The sequence below is a fragment of the Cobetia sp. UIB-001 genome, from assembly GCF_044789135.1.
GTDB classification, from domain to species: Bacteria; Pseudomonadota; Gammaproteobacteria; order Pseudomonadales; family Halomonadaceae; genus Cobetia; species Cobetia amphilecti.
Map to the genome: position 1 here is coordinate 1043433 of NZ_CP058244.1, position 22512 is coordinate 1065944.

20 protein-coding genes and 1 pseudogene are annotated in these 22512 nt (G+C 64.9%); 19 read left to right on the forward strand and 2 right to left on the reverse strand.

All coding sequences use genetic code 11. The features are described from left to right. Positions 1–92: 92 nt before the first annotated feature. Positions 93–2030, reverse strand: a pseudogene (gene rne, locus HA399_RS04435) (ribonuclease E); the annotation flags it as partial. Positions 2031–3066: 1036 nt separating this feature from the next. On the opposite strand from rne, the gene HA399_RS04440 reads away from it, so the two are divergent. The 3 genes from HA399_RS04440 to HA399_RS04450 are packed head-to-tail and all read left to right on the forward strand — an operon-like array spanning position 3067 to position 5843. Then, positions 3067–4026, forward strand: coding sequence for an RluA family pseudouridine synthase (locus HA399_RS04440; protein WP_054555007.1), 960 nt, complete (start codon positions 3067–3069; stop codon positions 4024–4026). Beyond that, complete coding sequence (locus HA399_RS04445) at positions 4019–4705, forward strand: HAD-IA family hydrolase (protein WP_279831465.1); 687 nt, start codon at positions 4019–4021, stop codon at positions 4703–4705. Before HA399_RS04440 ends, HA399_RS04445 begins: the two co-directional genes overlap by 8 nt. A 34-nt stretch (positions 4706–4739) precedes the next feature. Continuing rightward, positions 4740–5843, forward strand: a complete 1104-nt coding sequence (locus HA399_RS04450; RefSeq protein WP_404326189.1) for a S49 family peptidase — start codon at positions 4740–4742, stop codon at positions 5841–5843. Positions 5844–5888: 45 nt separating this feature from the next. Here the strand turns inward: HA399_RS04450 and HA399_RS04455 are convergent, their stop codons facing one another. Then, positions 5889–6485, reverse strand: coding sequence for a Maf family protein (locus HA399_RS04455; protein WP_404326191.1), 597 nt, complete (start codon positions 6483–6485; stop codon positions 5889–5891). A 213-nt stretch (positions 6486–6698) separates the two neighbouring features. Between HA399_RS04455 and HA399_RS04460 the strand changes: the two genes are divergently transcribed. The 16 genes from HA399_RS04460 to HA399_RS04535 all read left to right on the forward strand — a co-directional run bounded on the left by HA399_RS04460 (position 6699) and on the right by HA399_RS04535 (position 22460). Beyond that, positions 6699–7274 carry a YceD family protein gene (locus tag HA399_RS04460; RefSeq protein ID WP_346428200.1) on the forward strand — a complete coding sequence of 192 codons (576 nt, stop codon included), beginning with the start codon at positions 6699–6701 and terminating at the stop codon, positions 7272–7274. Positions 7275–7307: 33 nt separating this feature from the next. Beyond that, on the forward strand, positions 7308–7478 hold the full coding sequence (gene rpmF, locus HA399_RS04465) for a 50S ribosomal protein L32 (protein WP_065392644.1): 171 nt from the start codon (positions 7308–7310) through the stop codon (positions 7476–7478). Between the two features lie 29 nt (positions 7479–7507). After that, on the forward strand, positions 7508–8530 hold the full coding sequence (plsX, locus tag HA399_RS04470) for a phosphate acyltransferase PlsX (protein WP_404326192.1): 1023 nt from the start codon (positions 7508–7510) through the stop codon (positions 8528–8530). Positions 8531–8817: 287 nt separating this feature from the next. After that, positions 8818–9780 carry an ACP S-malonyltransferase gene (gene fabD, locus HA399_RS04475; protein ID WP_043331894.1) on the forward strand — a complete coding sequence of 321 codons (963 nt, stop codon included), beginning with the start codon at positions 8818–8820 and terminating at the stop codon, positions 9778–9780. Between the two features lie 60 nt (positions 9781–9840). Beyond that, entirely contained in the window at positions 9841–10584 is a 744-nt protein-coding gene (fabG, locus tag HA399_RS04480; protein WP_043331893.1) for a 3-oxoacyl-ACP reductase FabG, read from the forward strand. Between the two features lie 100 nt (positions 10585–10684). Continuing rightward, entirely contained in the window at positions 10685–10918 is a 234-nt protein-coding gene (gene acpP / locus HA399_RS04485) for an acyl carrier protein (protein ID WP_024950601.1), read from the forward strand. Positions 10919–11257: 339 nt separating this feature from the next. Beyond that, positions 11258–12502 (forward strand): beta-ketoacyl-ACP synthase II, encoded by a 1245-nt coding sequence (fabF, locus tag HA399_RS04490; protein ID WP_043331892.1) that lies wholly within the window; start codon positions 11258–11260, stop codon positions 12500–12502. A gap of 119 nt (positions 12503–12621) precedes the next feature. Then, a complete protein-coding gene (gene pabC, locus HA399_RS04495; protein ID WP_404326195.1) occupies positions 12622–13512 on the forward strand; it encodes an aminodeoxychorismate lyase in 891 nt (296 codons plus the stop codon). A gap of 71 nt (positions 13513–13583) precedes the next feature. Further along, the gene (gene mltG / locus HA399_RS04500) at positions 13584–14585 is read left to right on the forward strand and encodes an endolytic transglycosylase MltG (protein ID WP_404326196.1); all 1002 of its coding nucleotides are present in this window, start codon (positions 13584–13586) and stop codon (positions 14583–14585) included. 100 nt (positions 14586–14685) lie between these two features. Then, positions 14686–15435 carry a dTMP kinase gene (gene tmk / locus HA399_RS04505; RefSeq protein WP_404326197.1) on the forward strand — a complete coding sequence of 250 codons (750 nt, stop codon included), beginning with the start codon at positions 14686–14688 and terminating at the stop codon, positions 15433–15435. Further along, positions 15432–16457: a DNA polymerase III subunit delta' gene (locus HA399_RS04510; protein ID WP_404326198.1), complete on the forward strand. Its 1026-nt coding sequence runs from the start codon at positions 15432–15434 to the stop codon at positions 16455–16457. The genes tmk and HA399_RS04510 overlap by 4 nt, the downstream gene beginning before the upstream one ends. A 277-nt stretch (positions 16458–16734) precedes the next feature. Further along, the gene (locus HA399_RS04515) at positions 16735–17085 is read left to right on the forward strand and encodes a PilZ domain-containing protein (RefSeq protein ID WP_215823996.1); all 351 of its coding nucleotides are present in this window, start codon (positions 16735–16737) and stop codon (positions 17083–17085) included. A gap of 110 nt (positions 17086–17195) precedes the next feature. After that, complete coding sequence (locus tag HA399_RS04520; RefSeq protein WP_213113335.1) at positions 17196–18029, forward strand: TatD family hydrolase; 834 nt, start codon at positions 17196–17198, stop codon at positions 18027–18029. 42 nt (positions 18030–18071) lie between these two features. After that, positions 18072–18731 (forward strand): DUF1285 domain-containing protein, encoded by a 660-nt coding sequence (locus tag HA399_RS04525; protein ID WP_404326199.1) that lies wholly within the window; start codon positions 18072–18074, stop codon positions 18729–18731. Positions 18732–18837: 106 nt separating this feature from the next. Further along, positions 18838–21387, forward strand: coding sequence for an ATP-dependent helicase (locus tag HA399_RS04530; protein WP_404326201.1), 2550 nt, complete (start codon positions 18838–18840; stop codon positions 21385–21387). Between the two features lie 131 nt (positions 21388–21518). Continuing rightward, a complete protein-coding gene (locus tag HA399_RS04535; protein ID WP_404326202.1) occupies positions 21519–22460 on the forward strand; it encodes a sulfurtransferase in 942 nt (313 codons plus the stop codon). Positions 22461–22512: the final 52 nt, after the last annotated feature.

Below are 22512 nucleotides of genomic sequence, written 5' to 3' on the forward strand. Positions count from 1 at the left end.
GTGTCGCTGTCATTGCCCAGCAGGCGGCTGAAGCCTCGGGCCAGGCGCGACAGCAGGCCGCCACCGGCGGCCGGAGCGGCAGTCCTGGCGGGAGTCTGGGCTGACGACTGCGCCACGACTTCCTGCTTGCTGGCCTGAGCGCGGGTGTCATTGCCCTGGCTCGAGCGGTTGCCCTGACGGTTGTCATTGCGCGAGCTCTGACGGCTGTCGTTGCGGCCTTCGCTGCGAGTGTCATTACGAGACTCGTTGCGCGACTCCTGGCGGTTGCGACCGTTGCTGCTGCCGTTGCCGTTGCGACGACGATTGCCGTTGTTCTTGCCGTTGCCGTTGCCGTTACGGCTATCGCTATCATTGCTGCTGTCAGCGCTCTCTGCCACGGCGGCGGGCGCTGCGGCAGGCGCTTCCGGTGCGGCAACCGGGGCAGGCGTGGTGTGGGACACGCTCTTGACGGCCGCTTCAGTGCGCGCCGGCGGCTTGTCGAAGTTCGGATCCGGTTCCTTGCCGACTTCGGTCTCGACGGACAGCTCGAAGCTGGACTTGTCGGCACCGTCTTCATCGACGTGGTCGTCACGCAGACGCACGACTTCGTAGTGCGGCGTGTCGAGCTCCGGGTTCGGCAGCAGCACGACATTCACGCCCTGACGACGTTCGATGTCGAACAGCGTGGCGCGCTTCTCGTTGAGCAGGTAGGTCGCGACCGGCACCGGCAGGATGGCGCGGATCTGCGAGCTGCGCTCCTTCATGGCCTCTTCTTCGATCAGACGCATTATGGAGAGCGCCATGGAGCGCACGTCACGGATGGTGCCCTGGCCGTCACAACGCGGGCAGACCACGCCGCTGGTCTCGCCCAGTGAGGGGCGCAGACGCTGACGCGACATTTCCATCAGGCCGAAGCGTGAGATGCGACCGATCTGGACACGAGCGCGGTCGATCTTGAGCGCGTCGCGCACACGATTCTCGACTTCACGCTGGTTGCGTGCCGGCGTCATGTCGATGAAATCGATCACCACCAGGCCGCCGATGTCGCGCAGACGCAGCTGGCGGGCGATCTCATCGGAGGCCTCCAGGTTGGTCTGCAGCGCGGTTTCCTCGATATCACTGCCGCGGGTGGCGCGAGCGGAGTTGATGTCGATGGAGACGAGGGCTTCGGTGTGGTCGATGACGATGGCGCCACCGGAGGGCAGCTTCACTTCACGCTGGTAGGCGGTCTCGATCTGGGATTCGATCTGGAAGCGCGAGAACAGCGGCACGTCGTCTTCGTAGAGCTTGATCTTCTGCTGATAGCTCGGCATCACCTGACGCACGAAGGACAGCGCTTCTTCCTGGACTTCCGGAGAATCGATCAGCACCTCGCCGATGTCATTGCGCAGGTAGTCGCGCATGGCACGGATGATGACGTTGGATTCACGGTAGATCAGGAAGGGGGCGGGGCGGCTGGAGGCGGCCTTGGTCACCGCGTCCCACACCTGGGCCAGGTAGTCGAGGTCCCACTGCAGCTCTTCGGCGCTCTTGCCGATGCCGGCGGTGCGCACGATGACGCCCATCTTGTCCGGCAGGGTCAGGCTGTTCATCGCTTCCTTCAGCTGAGCGCGCTCTTCCCCCTCGATGCGGCGGGAGATACCACCGGCACGCGGGTTGTTGGGCATCAGCACGAGGAAGCGGCCGGCCAGACTGATGAAGGTGGTCAGGGCGGCGCCCTTGTTGCCACGTTCTTCCTTGTCGACCTGGACGATGACTTCCTGGCCTTCCTTGAGCACTTCACGAATGTTGGGACGGCCCTGGCCGGGGTCCTTGGAGAAGTACTCGCGGGAGATTTCCTTGAGCGGCAGGAAGCCGTGGCGCTCGGCGCCGAAGTCGACGAAGCAGGCTTCGAGGCTGGGCTCGATGCGGGTGATCTTGCCGCGGTAGATGTTGGCTTTCTTCTGTTCGCGGGCGCCGGACTCGATGTCGAGATCGTAAAGGCGTTGTCCGTCGACCAGTGCGACGCGCAGCTCTTCCGGCTGGGTCGCGTTGATGAGCATCCGTTTCATGTCGTCTCGCTAGACTGGGCGTGCCGAAGGGCAGCCGCATTGTGCGTCGGCGACGAGGAACCGTTTTCCGCTTCGTGTTGTGCTCAGCGCATGTCGTGGAATGCGTTTTTCGCATGCAGGCAAGTCCGTGGACGGGCCACATGCGGCATGATCATGTTGAGTACTTGGAAGAGGCAGGACGTGTTGCGGGGATTTGTACTCCTCCGGCCCTGCGGTCTCTTCCCTAACACCTGGCATTTGCCGATTCATCGACGCCGGCCTTCGGCACGGATATCGAATGATTACCCGGGCTTCATGCCCGAGCGGTCTTGTGTCGTTGGCCCATGAATGACTGGGCGTCTTGCTGTCTTGCCTGCGCAGGCGGCTTTCGGGCTCCCGCGACATCATCTCGTGGAGTCTGCAACGAAGGCTCGAAGGGCGATTGCGCTGCGGCGCGCGGCGTCATGCGTTCCGCGCCCGCTGATATCGTCATCAGGTCCTGTGAGATCTGAGCGACATCGATGTTTTGCGTCAGCTGTTGGTCTGGCCACTGGCCGCGAATGACTGTCCTTGGGGCGGCCTTCGCTGCCTGTGATTGACAGGTGCGATGCGCGGGACAGCACGCTACCGACAGGGTAGATGACAACAGGGTGCTTGCGTGACCTGCACGGTGCTGATGTCGGTGCGCGTTGCTTCATTGCGGGCCATCTGACCCTCTCCGCCGGCGTGAAGCACCTTGTTGAAGTGCCGGGTGCGCCGTTTTTCCGGCCGCTGTGACAGGGCTGCGGAGACGATGATCGGGCATATAGAGAAGGCCCATCTCACTGCGCTCGAATATACCAGTAAAGGTATGTACCAGCAATTCAGCTGCCAGATCAAACGCTTCGCTACATCGCCCGAGATACGAGGCCCGGCGAGCCGCGGATGAGAGCGGCATATGGCACGATGATTCCCCATTGGTCGCATGACACCGTAGAATGACCGGTCTGAGTGCGCCCAGGCGCACGGCAACAAGATGAGCAGGCCGCGCGAAGGCGGGGCCGGAAAGGAGTGCGACATGGCCGAAGGCCAATCAGTCCAGTGGATCGAGGTTGCCCCGGAATTGGCCGGGCAGCGCATCGACAACTTTCTGCGTACCCGCCTCAAGGGCGCACCCAAGGCGTTGATCTATCGCATCGTGCGCAAGGGTGAAGTGCGCGTGAACAAGAAGCGCATCAAGGTCGATTACCGCCTGCAGGCGGGCGATCTGGTGCGGGTGCCGCCACTGCGCCTCTCGCCGGAAGCCGCCGTGCAGGAAGTCAGTGACAACCTGCGCGAGGTGCTGGCGGGCTGCATCGTGCGCGAGACGGATGACTTCATGGTCATCAACAAGCCCTCGGGGCTTGCCGTGCACGGCGGCAGCGGCGTCAAGATCGGCCTGATCGAGGCCATGCGCCAGATTCGCGCCGACCTGCCGTTCCTGGAGCTGGTGCACCGCCTGGACCGTGATACCTCCGGTTGCATTCTGCTGGCCAAGTCGCGGGCTGCGCTGTTGCAGCTCAATGCCGACCTCAAGGCCCACAAGATGACCAAGCTGTATCTGGCGCTGGTCGAGGGGCGCTGGGATTCACGTCGCGATTACGTCAATGCGCCGCTGGAGCGCTACGACGGTGGCAATGGTGAGCGGCGGGTGCGCGTCGATGAGGCCGGCAAGACGGCCAGCACCCGCTACGCGGTGCGTGAGGCCTATCCGAGCATGACGCTGGTCGAGGCCGAGCCGATTACCGGGCGTACCCACCAGATTCGCGTGCACTCGGTGCATGCCGGGCATCCGCTGCTCGGCGATACCAAGTACGGCACCGAGCGCGGCAATGCCCTGGCGAAGAAGGTCGGGCTGGAACGCCTGTTCCTGCATGCCGCCCAACTCAGCTTTCCTGATCCGATCGACGGGCGAACCGTCACCGTGCGCGCGCCGCTGGACAAGCGGATGAAGCGCGTTCTCGCCACTGCCAGAGAGCTGGGAGCTCGTCATGACTGATCTCGCTGCAGGACTGCCGCAACCGCGCTATCGCCTGGTCATCTTCGACTGGGATGGCACCTTGATGGATTCCGAGGCGCGTATCGTCGACTGCCTGCAGGCGGCCTCGTTGGCGACGGGCATGGGCGAGCTGCCTGCCCATGCGGCGCGCGACATCATCGGACTCGGGCTGCCCGAAGCCATGGAGCGCCTGTTCCCGGGGGCGACGGCCGAGCAGTGCGAGGCGCTGGTCGCGGCCTACAAGGCGCATTTCGTGGCGGTCGATACCACGCCGCTGGACTTCTTCCCCGGTGTCGAGGCTGGCATCCAGCGTCTGCGTCGCCATCCCGAGCAGCTGCTGGCCGTCGCGACGGGCAAGAGCCGCCGCGGGCTGGACCGCATGTTCACGGCCCATGACTGCGGTGACTGGTTCCATGCCTCGCGCACCGCGGACCTGACGCTGTCCAAGCCGCACCCTCGCATGCTCGAGGAGTTGCTGGCCGAGCTGAACGTTGAGGCGCATGAGGCGCTGATGGTCGGCGATACCGAATATGATCTGGAAATGGCGCGTGCCCTGGGCATGCACAGTGTCGGTGTCGACTACGGCGTACACAGTGTGCCGCGCCTTGAGGCCTGTGCGCCGCAGCGCATCGTCTCGCATTTCGATGAATTGATGGATTGGCTGTACGTGGCCAGGTAACGGCCGCGATCGCCCAGCACAGGAGCAGCAATCGATGAGTGACAGGCCGCATGATCCCTGGCGTGAAGGCGCGGGTGGCAAGGACGAGAGCGAAGCGGGTTTGAGCGGGCCGGGCATGAGTGGACAGGGCATGAGTGGGCAGGGCGCGGCGGCTGCCTCCGAGCGAGAGATGGACTGGCAGGCGCGCGAGCGCACCGCGCAGCTCGAGATGATGGACCGCTGGGTGCAGGGCGTGGTCACCGAGCAGCGTCGTTCGCGGCGCTGGAAGCTGTTCTTCCGCTTCCTGTTCGCGTTGCTGTTCATCGCCTCGATCGCGACCTCGGTGACCCTGTTCACGCTCGGCAGCCAGCCAGCGGCGCTGCCCGGCGAGCAGCATCTGGGCGTGGTGCGCGTGAAGGGCGTGATCGAAGCGGACGGTGAAGCCAATGCCGAGCGCATCATCAAGGGGCTGCGCGCGGCCTGGGAGTCACCGGCCTCCGTGGCGGTGGTGCTCGACATCAACTCGCCCGGTGGCAGCCCGGTGCAGTCCCAGCGCGTCTATGACGAGCTGATGCGGCTGCGCGAGCGGGGCGACAAGCCGGTGATCGCGGTGATTGAAGACCTGGGCGCCAGTGGTGCCTATTACATGGCGGCCGGCGCCGGCGAGATCATCGCGGCACCCTCGAGCCTGGTGGGCTCCATCGGCGTGATTTCCTCAAGCTTCGGGCTCAAGGGGCCGATGGAAAAGCTGGATATCGAGCGTCGCGTGTTCACGGCGGGAGACAACAAGGCGTTCCTTGATCCGTTCTCGGAAATCTCGCCGGACCAGCGTGCCTTCTGGCAGAGCGTGCTGGCCACGACGCACCAGCAGTTCATCGCGGCGGTCAAGGCCGGGCGCGGTGAGCGCCTCAAGGATGACCCCGAGCTGTTCTCGGGGCTGATCTGGACCGGCGAGCAGGCGCGGGGGCTGGGGCTGGTCGATCGTACCGGTACGCTGGAAGAGCTGGCGACGGAGCTGACGCCAGAGGCGGAGCTGCACGATTACACGCCGCGTCAGGACCCCTTCGAGCGCTTCACGCGGCGCTTCGCCGGTGTGATGGCCAGTGCGATGGGGCTCGAGACGACGGTGTCGCCGGTCAGCTACCGCCTGCCCTGGTAGGCGAGTCAGGGCCGCGGCCCTCGTCGCTCAGGGCTGGGGTGTCTCTCAGGAGCGCGGAGCACCCAGCAGAGGGTCGACGCCTGCCTCGCGCAGCAGTTCGCACAGGCGAATCAGTGGCAGACCGATCAGGCTGTTGGGGTCACGCCCTTCGAGACGCTCGAAGAGCGTGATGCCCAGCCCTTCCATGCGGAAGCTGCCGGCACTGTCGAGGGGGCGTTCGCGCTCGACGTAGCGTTCGATCTCGGCGCTGGTCAGGGAGCGGAAGACGACCTCGTGGTCTTCATGACAGACCCAGTGACGCGCGGACCGGGTGTCGATCAGCGCCAGGCCGGTCACGAAGCGCACGCGACGTCCGGAGAAGCGCGCCAGCTGGGCGCGTGCGGCTGGCAGATTCGCCGGCTTGCCCAGTATCTCGCCCTCGAAGACGGCGACCTGATCGCTGCCGATGATCAGGTGCTGGGAGTAGGCGTCCGCCACGGCGTTGGCCTTGCCGAGTGCCAGACGATGGACCAGTGTCTCGGCACTTTCTGCGCGCCGCGGCGTCTCATCGATACTGGGGGCTGTCCAGGTGAAGGGCAGCCCGAGGCGTTCAAGCAGTTCACGACGCCAGCGTGAGCTGGACGCCAGGACCAGTGGAGTCATCATGGCTCTCCCGTCGGGGCGCGTTGCGGGCATTGGCTGGGCGGCGCGCGGCAAGTAATTGAAAAACAAGGGCTGCAGGATGCCGTAAATCCTCTCGGCATTGAAGCGTCAGGCGCGTACAATCGCGCGCTGGACGTGTAGCCCAGTGTCAGTTGTCGCATATCGACGTGAAAGCGTGATGGTGAGGGGGCTGGCAAAAGCAACAAGTTGCTCATGCATTTTGACACCGGGAGGGGGAATCCCTATTATGGCGCGCCTATGTTGACCACAAGACTGCCGACCAAGGTCGAGCCCTACCGGCTGGCGTCAGCGGGTAAACGCCTTGAAGGCGTGATTCCACTGGCGAACATGCCCCGTGTTGTTGAGGCCATCGGTGCTCAGGAAGGGGACGTCAGCGTTTCCATGACCTTTGATATCGACACTCAACGTCGCAGCTTCATCGAAGGCTCCATCGCCTTCGAGGCAAGTCTGCTATGTCAGCGTTGTCTGGGACCCACCGAGCCGGAGCCGCTTTCCAGCGAGTTCCTGTTGGGTCTGGTGACCAGCGATGCGCTGGCGGCGCAGCTGCCCGGTGAGTACGAGCCGGTAGTGGTGGAAAACGAACAGCTGGATCTCCTGACAGTGATCGAGGATGAAGTGCTCCTGGTCCTGCCGCAGGTGGTCTACCACGAGGAGGCCGATTGTGCCGTCTCTCGCGACCAGCTGGCCAGCGGTGTGGAACCCGAGGCCTCGGACGCACCCGCTGTGAATCCATTCAGTGTGCTTCGCACCCTGAAGGACAAGCACTGAACTCAATTTGTCGACAAGATTGGAGTAATCCCCATGGCAGTTCAGCAGAACCGCAAAACTCGTTCCAAGCGTGGCATGCGTCGTAGCCACGATGCCCTGACTGCACCGACCCTGTCCCAGGACAAGGAAACCGGTACAGTTCACCTGCGTCACCACGTCTCTGCCGACGGTTTCTACCGTGGCCGCAAAGTCGTTGATGCATAAGGCATTGATGCAGCGCGCGGCGTAACGCCGTGCGTATCGCCATCGATACGATGGGCGGGGACTTCGGTCCCCGCGCTACGTTACGGGGCACGGCCAGTGCGCTGTTGCGAGACTCGCAACTCAGCGCCATCTTGGTCGGCCCGCAGCATCTACTGGATGCCGAGTTAGACTCCCTCCCTGCTTCACTCTCCCGTGTTCGTGATCGCCTTCAGACACTCGCTGTCGACGGCATTGTCGCGTCTGATGCTCGCCCGTCCCGCGTCCTGCGCAGCCGCGAGCCCAGCAGCATGTCTCAGGCCCTGGGCCTGGTGGCGAACGGCCAGGCGGATGCCTGTGTCAGTGCCGGCAATACCGGCGCCTTGATGGCGCTGGGCATGCGCGAAGTGGGAAGAGTGAAAGGGGTGGAGCGACCTGCCATCTGTGCCGCGGTGCCCACGCGCGGCGCGCGCGCCTGCAGCCTGCTGGATCTCGGCGCCAACGTCGATGTCGCACCGCACCATCTGCTGGCGTTCGCCCGCATGGGCGCGATGCGCAGCCGCCTCATCGACGCGGTCGAGCGTCCACGAGTGGGGCTGCTCAACGTGGGGGTCGAGTCGGTCAAGGGGACTGCGCAGGTGCAGGAAGCGCACGCCCTGCTGGCTGGCAGCGAGTCGGATTTCGACTACCTTGGCTTTGTCGAGGGTGGCGACCTCTTCTCCGGCAAGGTAGATGTGGTGGTCTGTGATGGCTTCGTCGGCAATGTCGTGCTCAAGAGCAGTGAAGGGCTTGCGCAGATGCTGTCGGCGCAGCTGGGGGCGACCCTGGCGACCAGCTGGCGCACGCGCCTGATGGCCTGGCTGGCGCGCCCGGCGCTGACGCGACTCTCGCGTGAACTGGACCCGGTGCGCTACAACGGCGCCAGCCTGCTGGGCCTGGCGAGCGTGGTGGTGAAGAGCCACGGCGGCGCGGCGGCGGAAGGCTTTGCTTTTGCCGTCACGCGCGCGGCCAGCGAGGCTCGCGAGCAGTTGCCCTCGCGCCTGGCGCAGGCCCTGGAAGACACATACTCACGCTGAATGAGTAAATTGGTCTGATTTGTTCCTGTTGGGGTCGAGCTTCGGCGCACACGGTGCGACAATGCCAGCGCTTCGCGGCCGGGCGGTGAAGGCGGACGCGAATCCGGGGCAGGCAACTCCTACAGGAAGCCCCCGCAGGACAGCAGCATGACGTAAATGACAGGAAGCAGGCTTTCCCCTGGCAGAAGCGTGAGACACGACAGTGGTCGTCTCGCTTGCGAGCCAGTGGAAATCGGGTTTCTTGACCCGTGTCAGTCCCACCTGAACAGATGGAAATGGTGACAGCAATGACAGATTCCCTGGCCCTCATCTTCCCGGGACAGGGCTCCCAGCAGGTCGGCATGCTGCGGGAGCTGGCGGAGCGCTATAGCGTGGTCCGCACTACCTTCGAGGAAGCCTCTGACGCGCTGGGGCGCGATCTCTGGCACCTGACGCAGGAAGGCCCGGCGGAGGAGCTCAATCGTACCGAGCTGACCCAGCCGGCGCTTCTGACCGCCAGTGTCGCCATCTGGCGCGTCTGGCAGGAGCTGGAAGGCCCGCGCCCGGCGCGCATGGCCGGTCACTCCCTGGGTGAATACAGCGCCATGGTCTGCGCTGGCGTGATCGGTTTCGCCGAGGGCGTCAAGCTGGTCAATCTGCGCGGCGAAGCCATGCAGACTGCCGTGCCGCAGGGCCAGGGCGCGATGGCGGCCATTCTCGGTCTCGAGAATGCCCAGGTCGAAGCCGCCTGTGCCAGTGCGGCACAGGGTGAAGTGGTCGCGGCAGTCAACTACAATGCGCCGGGACAGGTCGTCATCGCCGGTGGCACCGCTGCCGTCGAGCGTGCCATCGCGGCATGTCAGGAAGCGGGTGCCAAGCGCGCCATGCCGCTGCCGGTGTCGGTGCCGTCGCATTGTGATCTGATGCGTCCGGCGGCCGACAAGCTGGCCGAGGCGATGAATGCCATCGATTTCCGTGCGCCGCGCTATACCGTCATCCAGAATGTCGATGCCAAGGCGCATGACGATGTCGAGACACTGCGTCAGCGTCTGATCGAGCAGCTCTATCAGCCGGTGCGCTGGACCGACTGCGTCAATGCCATGTTCGACAGTGGCGCGCGCAGCTTCATCGAATGCGGCCCGGGCAAGGTGTTGACCGGCCTTGGCAAGCGCATTCAGCGTCAGGCACGTGGCCTGGCCGTGAATGATCCGGATAGCCTGGAAGCGGCGCTGGAACTTGCCCGCGAGACCGCTGCCGAACAGAATCAGTAAGCTCGTGGCTGGCCCATCTGGCCGGCCATGTGACTTGGATCAGCCAACTCAGGACTCAAGATGACGAGCGAACGCAGAATCGCACTGGTGACCGGTGCCAGTCGTGGCATCGGCCAAGCCATCTCCCGTGAACTCGGCCGTCAGGGCCGTATCGTGATCGGTACTGCCACCAGCGAGAAAGGGGCAGCGGCCATCGGCGCTGACCTCGAGGCGCACGGTATCGAAGGCGCGGGCATGCTGCTCAACGTCACCGATCAGGCCAGCGTCGACGCCGTGCTCAAGGAAATCGGCGAGCGCTTCGGCGCCCCGACCATCCTGGTCAACAATGCCGGCATCACGCGTGACAACCTGTTGATGCGCTTGAAGGAAGACGATTGGGACGCGGTGCTCGACACCAATCTCAAGTCGGTCTTCCGTGTCAGCAAGAGCTGCCTGCGCGGCATGACCAAGGCGCGCTTCGGCCGCATCGTCAACATCTCGTCCGTGGTCGCGACCATGGGCAACCTCGGTCAGGTCAACTATGCTGCCGCCAAGGCAGGCATGGAAGGCTTTGCCCGCTCGCTGGCGCGCGAAGTCGCGTCACGCAATATTACCGTCAACTCAGTGGCGCCGGGCTTCATTGCCACTGACATGACTGAAGCATTGCCGGAAGCGCAGCACGAAGCGTTGCTCGGCAACATCCCGCTGGCGCGCCTTGGCCAGCCGGAAGAGATTGCTGCGGCAGTCGGCTTCCTGACCAGTGATGCAGCAGGCTACATTACCGGTGAGACGTTGCAGGTGAACGGTGGCATGAACATGCGCTGAACCCCACGCAGGGACGTGGTTGCGTCCTTTTGGGGTGGCCTATAAACTACGCCCAGCTTTTTCGAGCTGCGGATTCCGTACCACTAGGAGTGATTGTTAAATGAGCACCATTGAAGAACGCGTCAAGAAGGTTGTGGCTGAGCGCCTGAACGCCAAAGAAGAAGAAATCCAGAACTCTTCCTCTTTCACTGAAGACCTGGGCGCCGATTCCCTGGACACCGTCGAGCTGGTGATGGCTCTTGAAGAGGAATTCGATACTGAAATTCCTGACGAAGAAGCAGAGAAGATCACCACCGTGCAGGAAGCTATCGATTACATCGTCAACCACCAGTAAGGTGTGTTGAAGCGATCACGGAGCAACCTGTTGCTCATGGTCGTGATGCAATTGTCTGTACGTTCAAGAGCCGCACTGTTCCTCAGTGCGGCTCTTGTCGTTCAGGGATGTGCTGCGCAATGCCGCGCCGACAGGGCGCGTATTGCATGGTGGTAGGCGGTGGGCTTCGTGACAAATGTCCCCTTGTGGCAAGTGTCGGAATTCCTTCGTGAAAGTGGCCAGAAAAGCGCTTGAAAACCGACTGCCCACGCATGGCCAGGTTTCTGTATAATGCGCTCAATTACCGTCCGGGCGTCCATGGCCCAGGCGTGCCAATTCGATAGTTTTGGAGGAGACACGATGCCTCGCAGAAGGGTAGTGGTAACAGGTCTTGGCCTGGTAACCCCGGTCGGGAATACCGTCGAGGAAAGCTGGAGCAACATCAAGGCGGGCAAGAGTGGCATCGCGGCCATCGAGCATTTCGATGTCAGCGGTTTCAATACCCGTTTCGGTGGCTCCATCAAGGACTTCGATGTGGGTCAGTACCTGAACCCGAAAGAGGCCCGCAAGATGGACCTCTTCATCCAATACGGTATCGCGGCGGCCCACCAGGCCATCACCGACTCCGGCATTGAATGCACCGAAGACAACGCCGAGCGCATCGGTGTCGCCATCGGTTCCGGTATCGGCGGCCTGCCGATGATCGAGCACAACCACAAGGCGCTGGAGAAGGGCGGTGCACGTCGCATCTCGCCGTTCTTCGTGCCGGGCTCCATCATCAACATGATCTCCGGCAATCTGGCGATCCAGTTCGGTTATCGTGGTCCGAACATCGCGATCACCACCGCCTGTACCACCGGGACGCACAACATCGGTTACAGCGCACGTACCATCGCCTATGGCGATGCCGACGTGATGGTGGCCGGTGGCGCCGAGATGGCGACCACGCCGCTGGGCCTGGGTGGCTTCTCCGCGGCGCGTGCGCTGTCGACCCGCAACGATGATCCGCAGGCGGCCAGCCGTCCGTGGGACCGCGACCGCGATGGCTTCGTGCTGTCCGACGGCGCCGGTGTCGTCGTGCTGGAAGAGTACGAGCACGCCAAGGCGCGTGGCGCGACCATCTACGCCGAGGTGCTCGGGTTCGGCATGTCCGACGACGCTCACCACATGACGGCGCCGCCCGAAGACGGCCGTGGTGCGGCCGCCGCGATGCGCAACGCCATCCGTGACGCCAAGCTCGAGCCGAGCCAGATCGACTACATCAATGCCCACGGCACCTCCACCAATGCCGGCGACAAGGCGGAAAGCCTCGCCGTCGAATCGGTGTTGGGTGATGCGGCACGTGATGTGGCGGTCAGCTCCACCAAGTCGATGATCGGTCACCTGCTGGGCGCTGCCGGTGCGGTCGAGGCCGTGTTCTGCGTGCTGGCGATGCGTGACCAGATCGCGCCGCCGACCATCAACCTGGACAACCCGGCCGAGGGCTGCAATCTCGATTACGTGCCGAACGTCGCACGTGACATGAAGATCGAGTATACCCTGTCCAACTCGTTCGGCTTCGGTGGCACCAACGGCTCGCTGGTGTTCGGCAAGCTCAAGGACTGATCACACGCTTTCGTGTTCTCTCTCCTCAAACGCGCTCCCATCCGGGGGCGCGTTTGTCTGTGGGGCGTCACCTGCTTTTGCGTGTCGTGCCCGCAACCGTTCTTTGGAGGGCTGTATCGATGACGACTGATGCCTCTGGCAGCAAGAGCTCAGATGACCGGGCCTCTGATGAAAGGAGCGCTGACGACAAGCGCTCTCTTGAGGCGCTCGCCGCCGATCTGCCCAGTGATGACCGTGGCCTCGCCTATGGCGAGGGCGTGTTCGAGACGATTCTGGTGCGTGAGGGCCAGCCGCAGCTGTGGTCCTGGCACGAGGCGCGCCTGACGCGCGGTTGTCAGCGTCTGGGGATTGCGGCGCCTTCGTCAGCTGAGCTGTCTGGCTGTCTGGCGGTCTGTCAGGGCGAGGGGCTTGAAGTGCTCAAGCTGATCGTCACAGGCGGCTCCGGCGGGCGGGGCTACAGGGCACCTGAGACACCGGAGACGCGCTTGCGGGCACGCGCGACGCCTTTTGCGGTCAATCAGCAGGCGCGGCGTGGCATCACGGCGCGGGTCTGCGAGCTGCGTGTGGCCGAGCAACCGGCACTGGCGGGGCTCAAGCACCTCAACCGGCTCGAGAACGTGCTGGCGCGCCGCGAATGGAGCGACACGGCGATCAGTGAGGGCCTGTTGCTCAATGCGCAGGGCGAACTGATCGAGGCCACCAGCATGAATCTGGCCTGGTATCGTGACGGGCGCTGGTTCACGCCGTGTCTTGATCGTGCCGGGGTCGAGGGTACGCTGCTGGCGGCGCTTGAGGTCGAGATGGTGTTCGAGCGAGTGCGTGAGGGGCTTGAGTCACTCGCGTGGGCCGAGCAGGTCGTCGTCATGAATTCCGTGCAGGGCGTCTGGCCGCTGCGCACCCTGCTCAAGCCCGATGGCGCGATTCTGGCTGAGTGGAAGGATGAGGCGCATCCGGCGCTGGACGAGTTGAATCACACTGTCGCGCGCTTGCTGGGCGAGCCCGCGAACTGACGGAAGACGACGAGCGTCAGCAGGCATACCTGTGCGGTCGTCGCCTTCGCCATGAAGACTGGAAACCGATTATGCGAGTGTTCAAGATCCTCCTGATGCTGGTAGTGCTGGCCGTGGCTGCGGGTGTGGTGGGCTTTCGTTATTGGCAGGCGCAGTTGCTGTCACCGTTGGCGATCGAGAAGGAACAGCTGTTCGAGGTGCCCAAGGGCGCCAGCCTGACCAGGGTGGTGAGCGAGCTCGAGTCACAGGGCATCATCGAGGCGAGCTGGCCGTACAAGGTGTGGTCGCGCCTCGAGCCTGAGGCCGTCAATGGCCTGCGCGCCGGTGAATTCCGACTCGCGCCGGGCTTGAACGGCCGTGAGCTGGTGGCGCTGCTGTCCAGTGACGATGTGGTCAGCTATACCTTGACCGTGCCGGAGGGCTGGACCTTCGCCCAGATGCGCACTGCCATGGATGCCTCGCCCAAGCTTGAGCACACGACTCGCGACATGAGCGATGAAGAGTTGATGGCGGCCGTCGGTGCAGAGGGCGAGAAGCCGGAAGGGCGCTTCTTCCCGGACACCTACCGCTATCACAAGGGCGTCAGCGACCTCTCGCTCTACAAGCAGGCCTATAGCCGCATGAGCAAGACGCTGGAGGAAGTCTGGGCCGGGCGAGACGACGACCTGCCGATCACCAGCGCCTACGAGGCGCTGATCATGGCGTCATTGATCGAGCGCGAGACCGGCGCCCCGGAAGAGCGCGACGAGATCGCCGGTGTCTTCAAGCGTCGCATGGAGCGCGGCATGCGCTTGCAGACTGACCCGACCGTCATCTATGGCCTGGGCAAGGACTATGATGGCTCGTTGTCGCGCGCCGACCTGCGCAAGCCGACGCCCTGGAATACCTACGTGATCACCGGCTTGCCGCCGACGCCGATCGCGATGCCCGGGCGCGCCGCGCTGGAAGCGGCGGTGCACCCCAAGGAAGGCGATACCTACTACTTCGTCGCCAAGGGTGAGGGCAAGCATCACTTCTCGCGCACGCTGCGCGAGCACAACAATGCCGTGCGTCGTTATATTCTCAATCGGTAATGCGTGGCGAATGAGTTGAAACCCGTGTGGCGAACAGGGTCTGCCATGCTGCACGGGGGCTTTCGTCGCGAGTCATCTGCTGTCTGAATCAGGAAACATCATGTCTTCACGTCCGAGCGCATCAAGCACGACGTCTTCTCGCCACGCCGCCAGCGCGGCGGCCACTCAGGCTTCGCCCGCTGGTCGCTTCATCACGCTGGAAGGCGGTGAAGGCGTCGGCAAGAGCACCAATGTCGCCTTCGTGGTCGCCGAGCTCGAGGCGCATGGCCTAGAGGTCGTGCGCACGCGTGAGCCGGGTGGCAGCGAGCGGGCGGAAGCCATTCGCCAGTTGCTGCTGGACCCGGCGCCGGCCGAGTCGCTGAGTGATGATGCCGAACTGCTGTTGATGTTCGCCGCGCGTGCCCAGCATCTGGCCGCGACCATTCGTCCGGCGTTGGCGCGCGGTGCCTGGGTGGTGTGCGATCGATTCACCGATGCGACCTTTGCCTACCAGGGCGGTGGCCGCAACCTGCCGCTGGGCGATATCTCGGCGCTGGAATCCCTGGTGCAGAAAGGCTTGCAGCCGGATCTGACCCTGCTGCTGGACATGCCGGTCGCGGCGGCACGTGGCCGTCTGGCCGCTCGCCGCGCCGAGACCGGCGAAGGCGCCGACCGCATCGAGCAGGAAGCCGAGCAGTTCTTCGAGGCGGTGCGTGTCGGCTATCACATGCGTCGTGATGCCGACCCCGAGCGCTTTGCCACCATCGATGCCGGTCAGTCGCTTGAAGCCGTGCAAGCCGATATCGCGGCGGTACTTGCGGCTCGCGTGACGGCCTGGCAGGCGAACACTCACACGGATGAGCAGCCATGAGTGCTTCAGACGTCAGCAGTGGTGTCACGCTTTCGAGCTTCTCGCCGCTGCCGTGGCAGCATTCGCTGTGGCAACACTTCACTGCGGTACACGACAACGGTCGCCTGCCGCATGCGGTGATGCTCAGCGGGCCATCGGGGCTTGGCAAGCATGAGCTGGCCGATGCGATGATCGCCCGCGTGCTGTGTCGCACCGCCCAGGGCAAGCCCGGCGCGGCGGCCTGTGGTGAATGTCATGGCTGTCATATGCTGGCGGCGGGGCATCACCCTGATCTGATGGCGGTCGCGCCGCAGGATGTCGGCAAGATGATCCGCATCGACCCGATCCGTGAGGTCAATCGCTTCGTCTCCCAGACGGCCCAGCAGGGCGGCTACCGCGTCATCCGGCTGCAACCGGCGGAGTCGATGAACATCGCCTCGGCCAACGCCTTGCTCAAGAGTCTCGAGGAACCCGGCGCCAATACGCTGTTCATTCTGCTCAGCGACATGCCGTCACGGGTGCTGCCGACCATCCGCTCGCGCTGTCAGCAATGGCCGCTGGTGATTCCGCCGGCCGAAGAGAGCCTGCCGTGGCTCACGCAGCAGCTGGGCGAGGATGCTCAGGCCCTGCTGCGCATGGCGGGCGGACTGCCGCAGCTGGCGGTGCGTCTTGGCGAGGCGGAGCAGCGTCAGCTGCGTCAGGCCTTGCGCGAGCTGTTCGATGCGCTGGTGCGCGGTGGTGAGCCGGTGGCCGAGGCGTGGCGACTGGAGCGCCAACCGCTGGCGCAGGTGCTGTGGTACGGTATTGCCTGGCTGGAAGACCTGATTCGCATGGGCCTGTCCGGCAACCCCAGCGACCTGCGTGACCCCAGTCTTGAGCCGCTGCTGAGACAGGCGGTCAAGAACGGGCGCACCCAGGACTGGTTCAAGCTGCTGGATTTCGCCCGCGAGCAGCGTCGTCTGCTGGCCGCGGGCGGCAACCCCAACCCACAGCTGGTGCTGGAAGCCTGGCTGGTGCGTTGGGCCGCCTTGCTGCGCTCCTGAGTGCGCAGCTGTCTTTTTCTGGCGTGAAGGCCCGAGTGAAGGTCTGAGCGAAGAGCTGAGGGTATGGCTGAGCGATGCCCGCGTGGAAAGCCACGAGGCTGCGCGAGGCAAGGCGGGCAGGCTAGACTGAAGCCAGCCAGGCCGCTTGCTCGCCTTGCGTCAGATAACAGCAGGCAATGGCCGAAGAATACGCATTGATACGCAGCGTGAGCCCTCATGTGAGCGCTGACGCTCGTCACGGGACTGCATGTGCCGGGAGACCGGCCGGAGGTGAAGGATGGATACCGCTCCACAGCAAGGCCAGAAGGCGCTCTCGCTGACCATTCGTGATCAGAAGACCCTGTTGGCCGCCTACATGTCGACCCTCGTGCGCGGCGGCATCTTCGTGCCGACCACCGAGCGCTACACCATGGGCCAGGAAGTCTATCTGCTGCTGACCTTGCCTGAGGAAACCGAGCGCATTCCGGTCACCGGGCGCGTGGTATGGATCTCCCCGCAGGGCGTCAGTGGCCGGCGCACTGCCGGGATCGGCATCCACTTCAGTGAAGAGGACCGCCAGGTGCGCGATCATATCGAGAACCACTTGGCCGGCATGCTCGGCAAGGGTCACGCGACCTATACGCTGTAGCGCGAGCGCAGCGTCGCTTCATCATCTCGACCGGCAGTGCCATGGGCGCCCGCCGGTCGAGCACGTTTTTCGCCGCGCAGCGCGTGGCCATCAGTAGTGAGAGTTTCCGGATGTTTGTCGATTCGCATTGCCACCTTGATCGTCTGAAACTGGAAGAGCACGGCGGCAGCCTCGAGGCCGTGCTGGACGCCGCGCGCGCCCGTCACGTGCACCAGTTTCTCGCCATTGCCGTCACGCTCGACGATGTGCCCGAGATCTCGGCCATCGCCCAGCAGCATGAGGATGTGGTGATTTCCGCCGGTGTGCATCCGCTGCATCAGGTCGACCCGGAACCCACGGTCGAGGACATCAAGAAGTGCGCCGAGCGCTTCGGCGCGGTGGCCATCGGCGAGACCGGCCTCGATTATCACTACGAGAGCGTCAGCCGCGAGCTGCAGTACGAGCGCTTCACGCGCCACCTGATCGCCGCGCGTGAGCTCGAGCTGCCGGTGATCATCCACACCCGTGAGGCACGGGAAGACACCCTGGCGCTGATCAAGCAGCACACGGATCCCGCTGTCGGTGGCGTGCTGCACTGCTTCACCGAAGATCTGGACATGGCGCGCGTCGCGGTGGGCCACGGCTTCATGGTCTCCATCTCCGGTATCGTCACCTTCCGCAACGCCGAACACGTCCGCGAGCTGGCGCGCGCCATCCCGCTGGACCGCCTGCTGATCGAGACCGATAGCCCCTATCTGGCGCCGGTGCCGTACCGTGGCACCTCCAATGTGCCGGGCAATGTGGTCGAGGTCGCCGAATGTATCGCCGCCGAGCGCGGCATCACCGTCGATGAGCTGGCGATGCAGACCACCGCCAACTTCTATCGCCTGTTCCGCGCCGCCGCGCCGGAAGCGCCGGACAATGTTCGCGAAGCGCTGGCCAGCAGCGGTATGCTCATCGATTGAGCGTGGTACCCCGCATGATCTGACCACCAGGGAGGGAACGTCATGAATCCAGCCGCCATCCTCACCCAGCTGGGCGACAAGGCCACCAGCGGCAAGGCATTGCCGCCAGTGGATCAATGGCACCCGGCGCATTGTGGCGAAATGGACCTCGTCATCTGTGCCGATGGGCGCTGGATGCACGAGGGCACGCCCATCGGCCGTGCGCGACTGGTGCATATGCTGTCGCGTGTCCTGCGCCGCGAGCCCGATGGCAGCTACTGCCTGGTCACGCCGGCGGAGAAGGTCACCATCCAGGTCGAGGACCGCCCCTTCCTGGCGGTGGACTGCTCCCGCGTCGAGAGCGATTCTGCGCCGGCTGAGCTTGGAGAGGCCGAGCCCGGACAGACAGAGCCCGGACAGACAGAGCCCGGACAGACAGAGCCTCGGCCGGACGTCTGGCAGCTGGTCACCGATCAGGGCGATGTCGTGCGACTGGAAGGGGAGACCTGCCTGACGCTGAGCGAGACGCCGGACGGCCTGTGGCTACCGGAAGTGCCGGTGCGCTTCGGCCTTGCCGCGCGCCTGCACCGCAATCTCTACTATCGGCTGCTCGAGAGCGCCGAGACGCATGAGCAGGAAGACGGCAGCCTGACACTCGGCTTCATGAGCGGCGGGCGCTTCCAGATTCTGGGACAGCTGGCGGCCGATGAGGTCGAGGTCTGAGCTTGTCTGAACTTGTTTGAACTTGCCGCCTTCTGCTCTCTCTTCCGTATGCCCCTCGCGTTCTGCTTCGCCCCTTTTCTCTCGCCGTCAGCCATTGCAGGTCTTCATGTCGTCACCACTTCCTCCCATCGAGCCCGACAGCACCGCAGCCTCCGGGCCAGACGTTGCAGCATCGCCACTGGCGCTGGCCGTCGATCAGCTGACGCAACGGCTGACGGATCAGCAGCGCGCCGTGGTGGCGCATCGTGGGAGGCATGCGCGGGTAGCGGCGGTGGCGGGCTCGGGCAAGACCACCACGCTGGTGGCGCGGGTGCTGAGCCTGCTGGCGGAAGGCATTGCGGCTCAGCGGATTCTGGTGCTGATGTTCAACCGCTCGGCGCGTGAGGACTTCGTCGCCAAGCTGGCGCAGTCGGCCCCGCCGGGCACTCGGCTGCCCGACATCCGCACCTTCCACTCCATCGGCCATCGCCTGACCACCACCCTGGTGCGCTGGGGCAGCCTCGAGCCGCGTGAACTCATCCAGCAGGACTGGGCGTTGGAACGTCTGCTCAAGCAGGCCGCCCAACGTGCGCTGGGCGATGCCGATCGCGCCGATCGTGAGGCAGCGCTGGAAGGCGAGCGCCTCGAAGCGCTCGCCCAGTTCTGTGATCTGGTCAAGGCCGAGATGTGCGAGCCGACGCTGCTGTATGAGCGCATGAATCTCGGCGAGCACACCGGCCACTTCGTCGAGTCCTTCGCTCAGCTTGAGCAGCTGCTCGAGCAGTACGGTCAGATGACCTATGCCGATCTGCTCTACCGGCCGCTGCGCCAGCTGGAGAAGGAGCCCGAGACCCGCGCGCGCATCCAGGGGCATCTGCAGCACGTCATCATCGATGAGTATCAGGACATCAATGAGGCGCAGCAGCGCATGCTGGCACTGCTGGCGGGTGCGCCATCCGGCGAGGCCTCGCCCGATCAAGCTGCCTCGCCCGGCGAAGCGTCGCCCGCAGCCTCCGGCGCCATGGCAGAAGTCATGGCCGTGGGGGATGCCAACCAGTGTATCTACGAGTGGCGTGGCGCGCGGCCTGACTACATGCTGACGCGCTTTGCCGAGAGCTTTGCCGCGCCGCTGGATTTCCCGCTCAGCTACACCTTCCGCCACGGTCATCGTCTGGCGCTGGCGGCCAATCACGCCATCGCCGCCAATGCGCGCCGTCCGGACCAGCTGTGTCTGGCTGCGCCCGGCACGCCGGCGACGCGCTTGTTCGAAGGCCAGGGTGCCGCCAGTCTGGTCGCGGCGCTCATGGCCTGGCGAGAGTCGGGACGCAGTGGCGCCGAGGCCGCCGTGCTGGTGCGCAGCTGGGCGCTGTCGGTGCCGGTGCAGTTGCAGCTGCTCAAGGCCGGCATTCCCTTCCGGTTGGGGCAGGGGGATCGCTTCGTGTTCCGTCTGCCGCTGGTGCAGGCGCTGGCGGGCTATCTGGAGCTGGCGCGTGATGCCACGCGTCTGCGCGACCCGGCGCACCTGCTGCTGCTGTTCACTCAGCCCACCGCCTTCGTCGCGCGCGAACGCCTTGAGCGCCTGTGTCAGCAGCTGGCCGACAGCCAGCGCTGGCCACGCAAGGAAGACCCTATCCTCGAGGGGCTCAAGCCGCTGCAACGCCGCAACCTGCACAAGCGCTGGAAGCTGTTGTGCGATCTGCCCTCGCTGGGCGATTGGGCGCCCGCGAGGCTGCTGCGCCATGTGGTCGATGAGCTGGAGGCTGACAAGGTGCTGCGCCGCGCCGCGGCCCGGCGTGACAAGGGCGAGGAGGATGTGCGCCTGCTGGATGTACTGATCGAGCAGGCAGGGGAGCTGGCCAATGACCCCGACGCCTTCATCAATCTGCTGCGCAATCCGGTCGAGGACGCCGCCGACGGCGTTCTGATCACCACGGTGCACGGGGCCAAGGGGCTGGAGTGGCCGCTGGTGGGGCTGTGGGGCATGAACGAGGAAGACTTCCCGGCCTACTCGCGTGACAATCCGCTGTCGCCGGAGCGCCTCGAGGAGGAGCGTCGGCTGTGCTACGTCGGCGTGACGCGTGCCCGCGAGCAGCTGCACCTGTGGCGTGACGGCGGCACGCATACGCCAAGCCGCTTCCTCGCGGAGCTGTGCGTGGAGGACTGCACCCGCCTCGGCGACTGGATTCACGGTGCCGGCAAGCGCGCCAAGCTCGCCCGTCTGCAGGCCGAGGACGGCGATGAGGCCGCCCGTGAGTCAGCGGACGGAAGCGACGAGCGCCTGCGTGTGGCAGCGCCGGCGCTTGGCGAGGCCTATCTGGCGCGGCTGCCTCTGGCACGTCACGGCATCACGCCGCCGACGCTGGAAGCGCTGCCGAAGAAGGTCGCCAAGTCCTCGGGCAAGCCGGCCAGCAAGTCGGCTGCGCAAGGCCAGTCCAGCTCGGGCGGCACCTATGCTCGCGGCGCTCGACAGGGCAATCGCACTCCACGCGGCGAGCCGGCGGTGCTGCGACGCGTCGGTGATTGGGAGGTCGGTCAGCGCTTGCGTCACGAGAGCTTCGGTGAGGGGGTGATCGAAGAGGTCTCCGGCAATGAGGCCAATCCGCTGATCGAGGTGCGCTTCGCCGATGGCAACAAGCGCCGCCTGATCGCCACGCGTGCCCCGCTGACCGCCTTGTGACCCTTGTGTCCCTTGTGACCCTTGTAACAATGGGCTTGAGGCTCGGGCGACAAGGCAGCGCGATTGCCAAGCCTTGCGCCGAGCACCATCATGCCTGCAGCGCATCTTCGTCTGCCCGAAAAGGAGTTCCCATGGCTCAGTATCCCGATCCTGCCGCATTGGCGGCAGCCTCCGTCTCCGCCTCATCGCTGCTGGTACCGGACCAGCGCCAGGCGCCCCTGATCGATGCCAGCCAGCTGGTGACCCAGCTGGCGATGGCGGGCCTCAAGTCCCCCGTGGTGCTGGATTGCCGTGCGCGTCTCGACGATGGGGAAGCCGGCGAGCGTCTGTGGCGTGAAGGCCATCTGCCGGGTGCCATCCATGTCGATATGGACCGCGATCTGTCGGCCGCCGTGCGTGAGGACGGCGTGGGCGGGCGGCATCCTCTGCCGTCACATCAGGCGACGGCCGAGCTGTTCCGCCGCCTCGGCATCACGCCCGAGCAGCAGGTGGTGGTCTATGACGACATGGGCGGGCAGATGGCGGCGGCGCGGTTGTGGTGGATGCTGACCTGGGCCGGGCATCCGGATGTGCGCGTGCTGGATGGCGGCATCCAGGCCTGGAATCAGGCCATGGGCGAGCTCAAGCGTGCGCCTGCTCAGCCGGTGAGCCCCACACCCAGCGACTGGCAGCCGAGCTTTGATGACAGCCTGCTGGTCAGCGCCCAGGAGGTGGCCGCCACGGATGACAGCTTGCTGGATGCCCGCGGCGAGGCGCGTTTTCGCGGTGAGCAGGAGCCGGTCGATCCGGTGGCAGGCCATATCCCCGGCGCATTCTGCCGGCCGACCCCCAGCAATCTGGAAGCCAATGGCCGCTTCAAGGACCGCATGGGCCTGATGCGTGAGCTGCGCAGCCTGTTGCCGGCGCAGGGTGAGGTGATCGCCTATTGCGGTTCCGGTATCAGTGCCTGCCAGAACATCCTGGCCTTCGCGATCGCGGGGCTGCCGCTGCCGCGCCTGTATGCCGGCTCCTGGAGTGACTGGATCAGTGATCCCGAGCGCCCGGTCGCCACCGGAGAGGCCAGCGAGAAGTAGCCGCACGCGCCAGTGCGATGACGGCTCCACAAATGACAACGCCCGCCAGAGG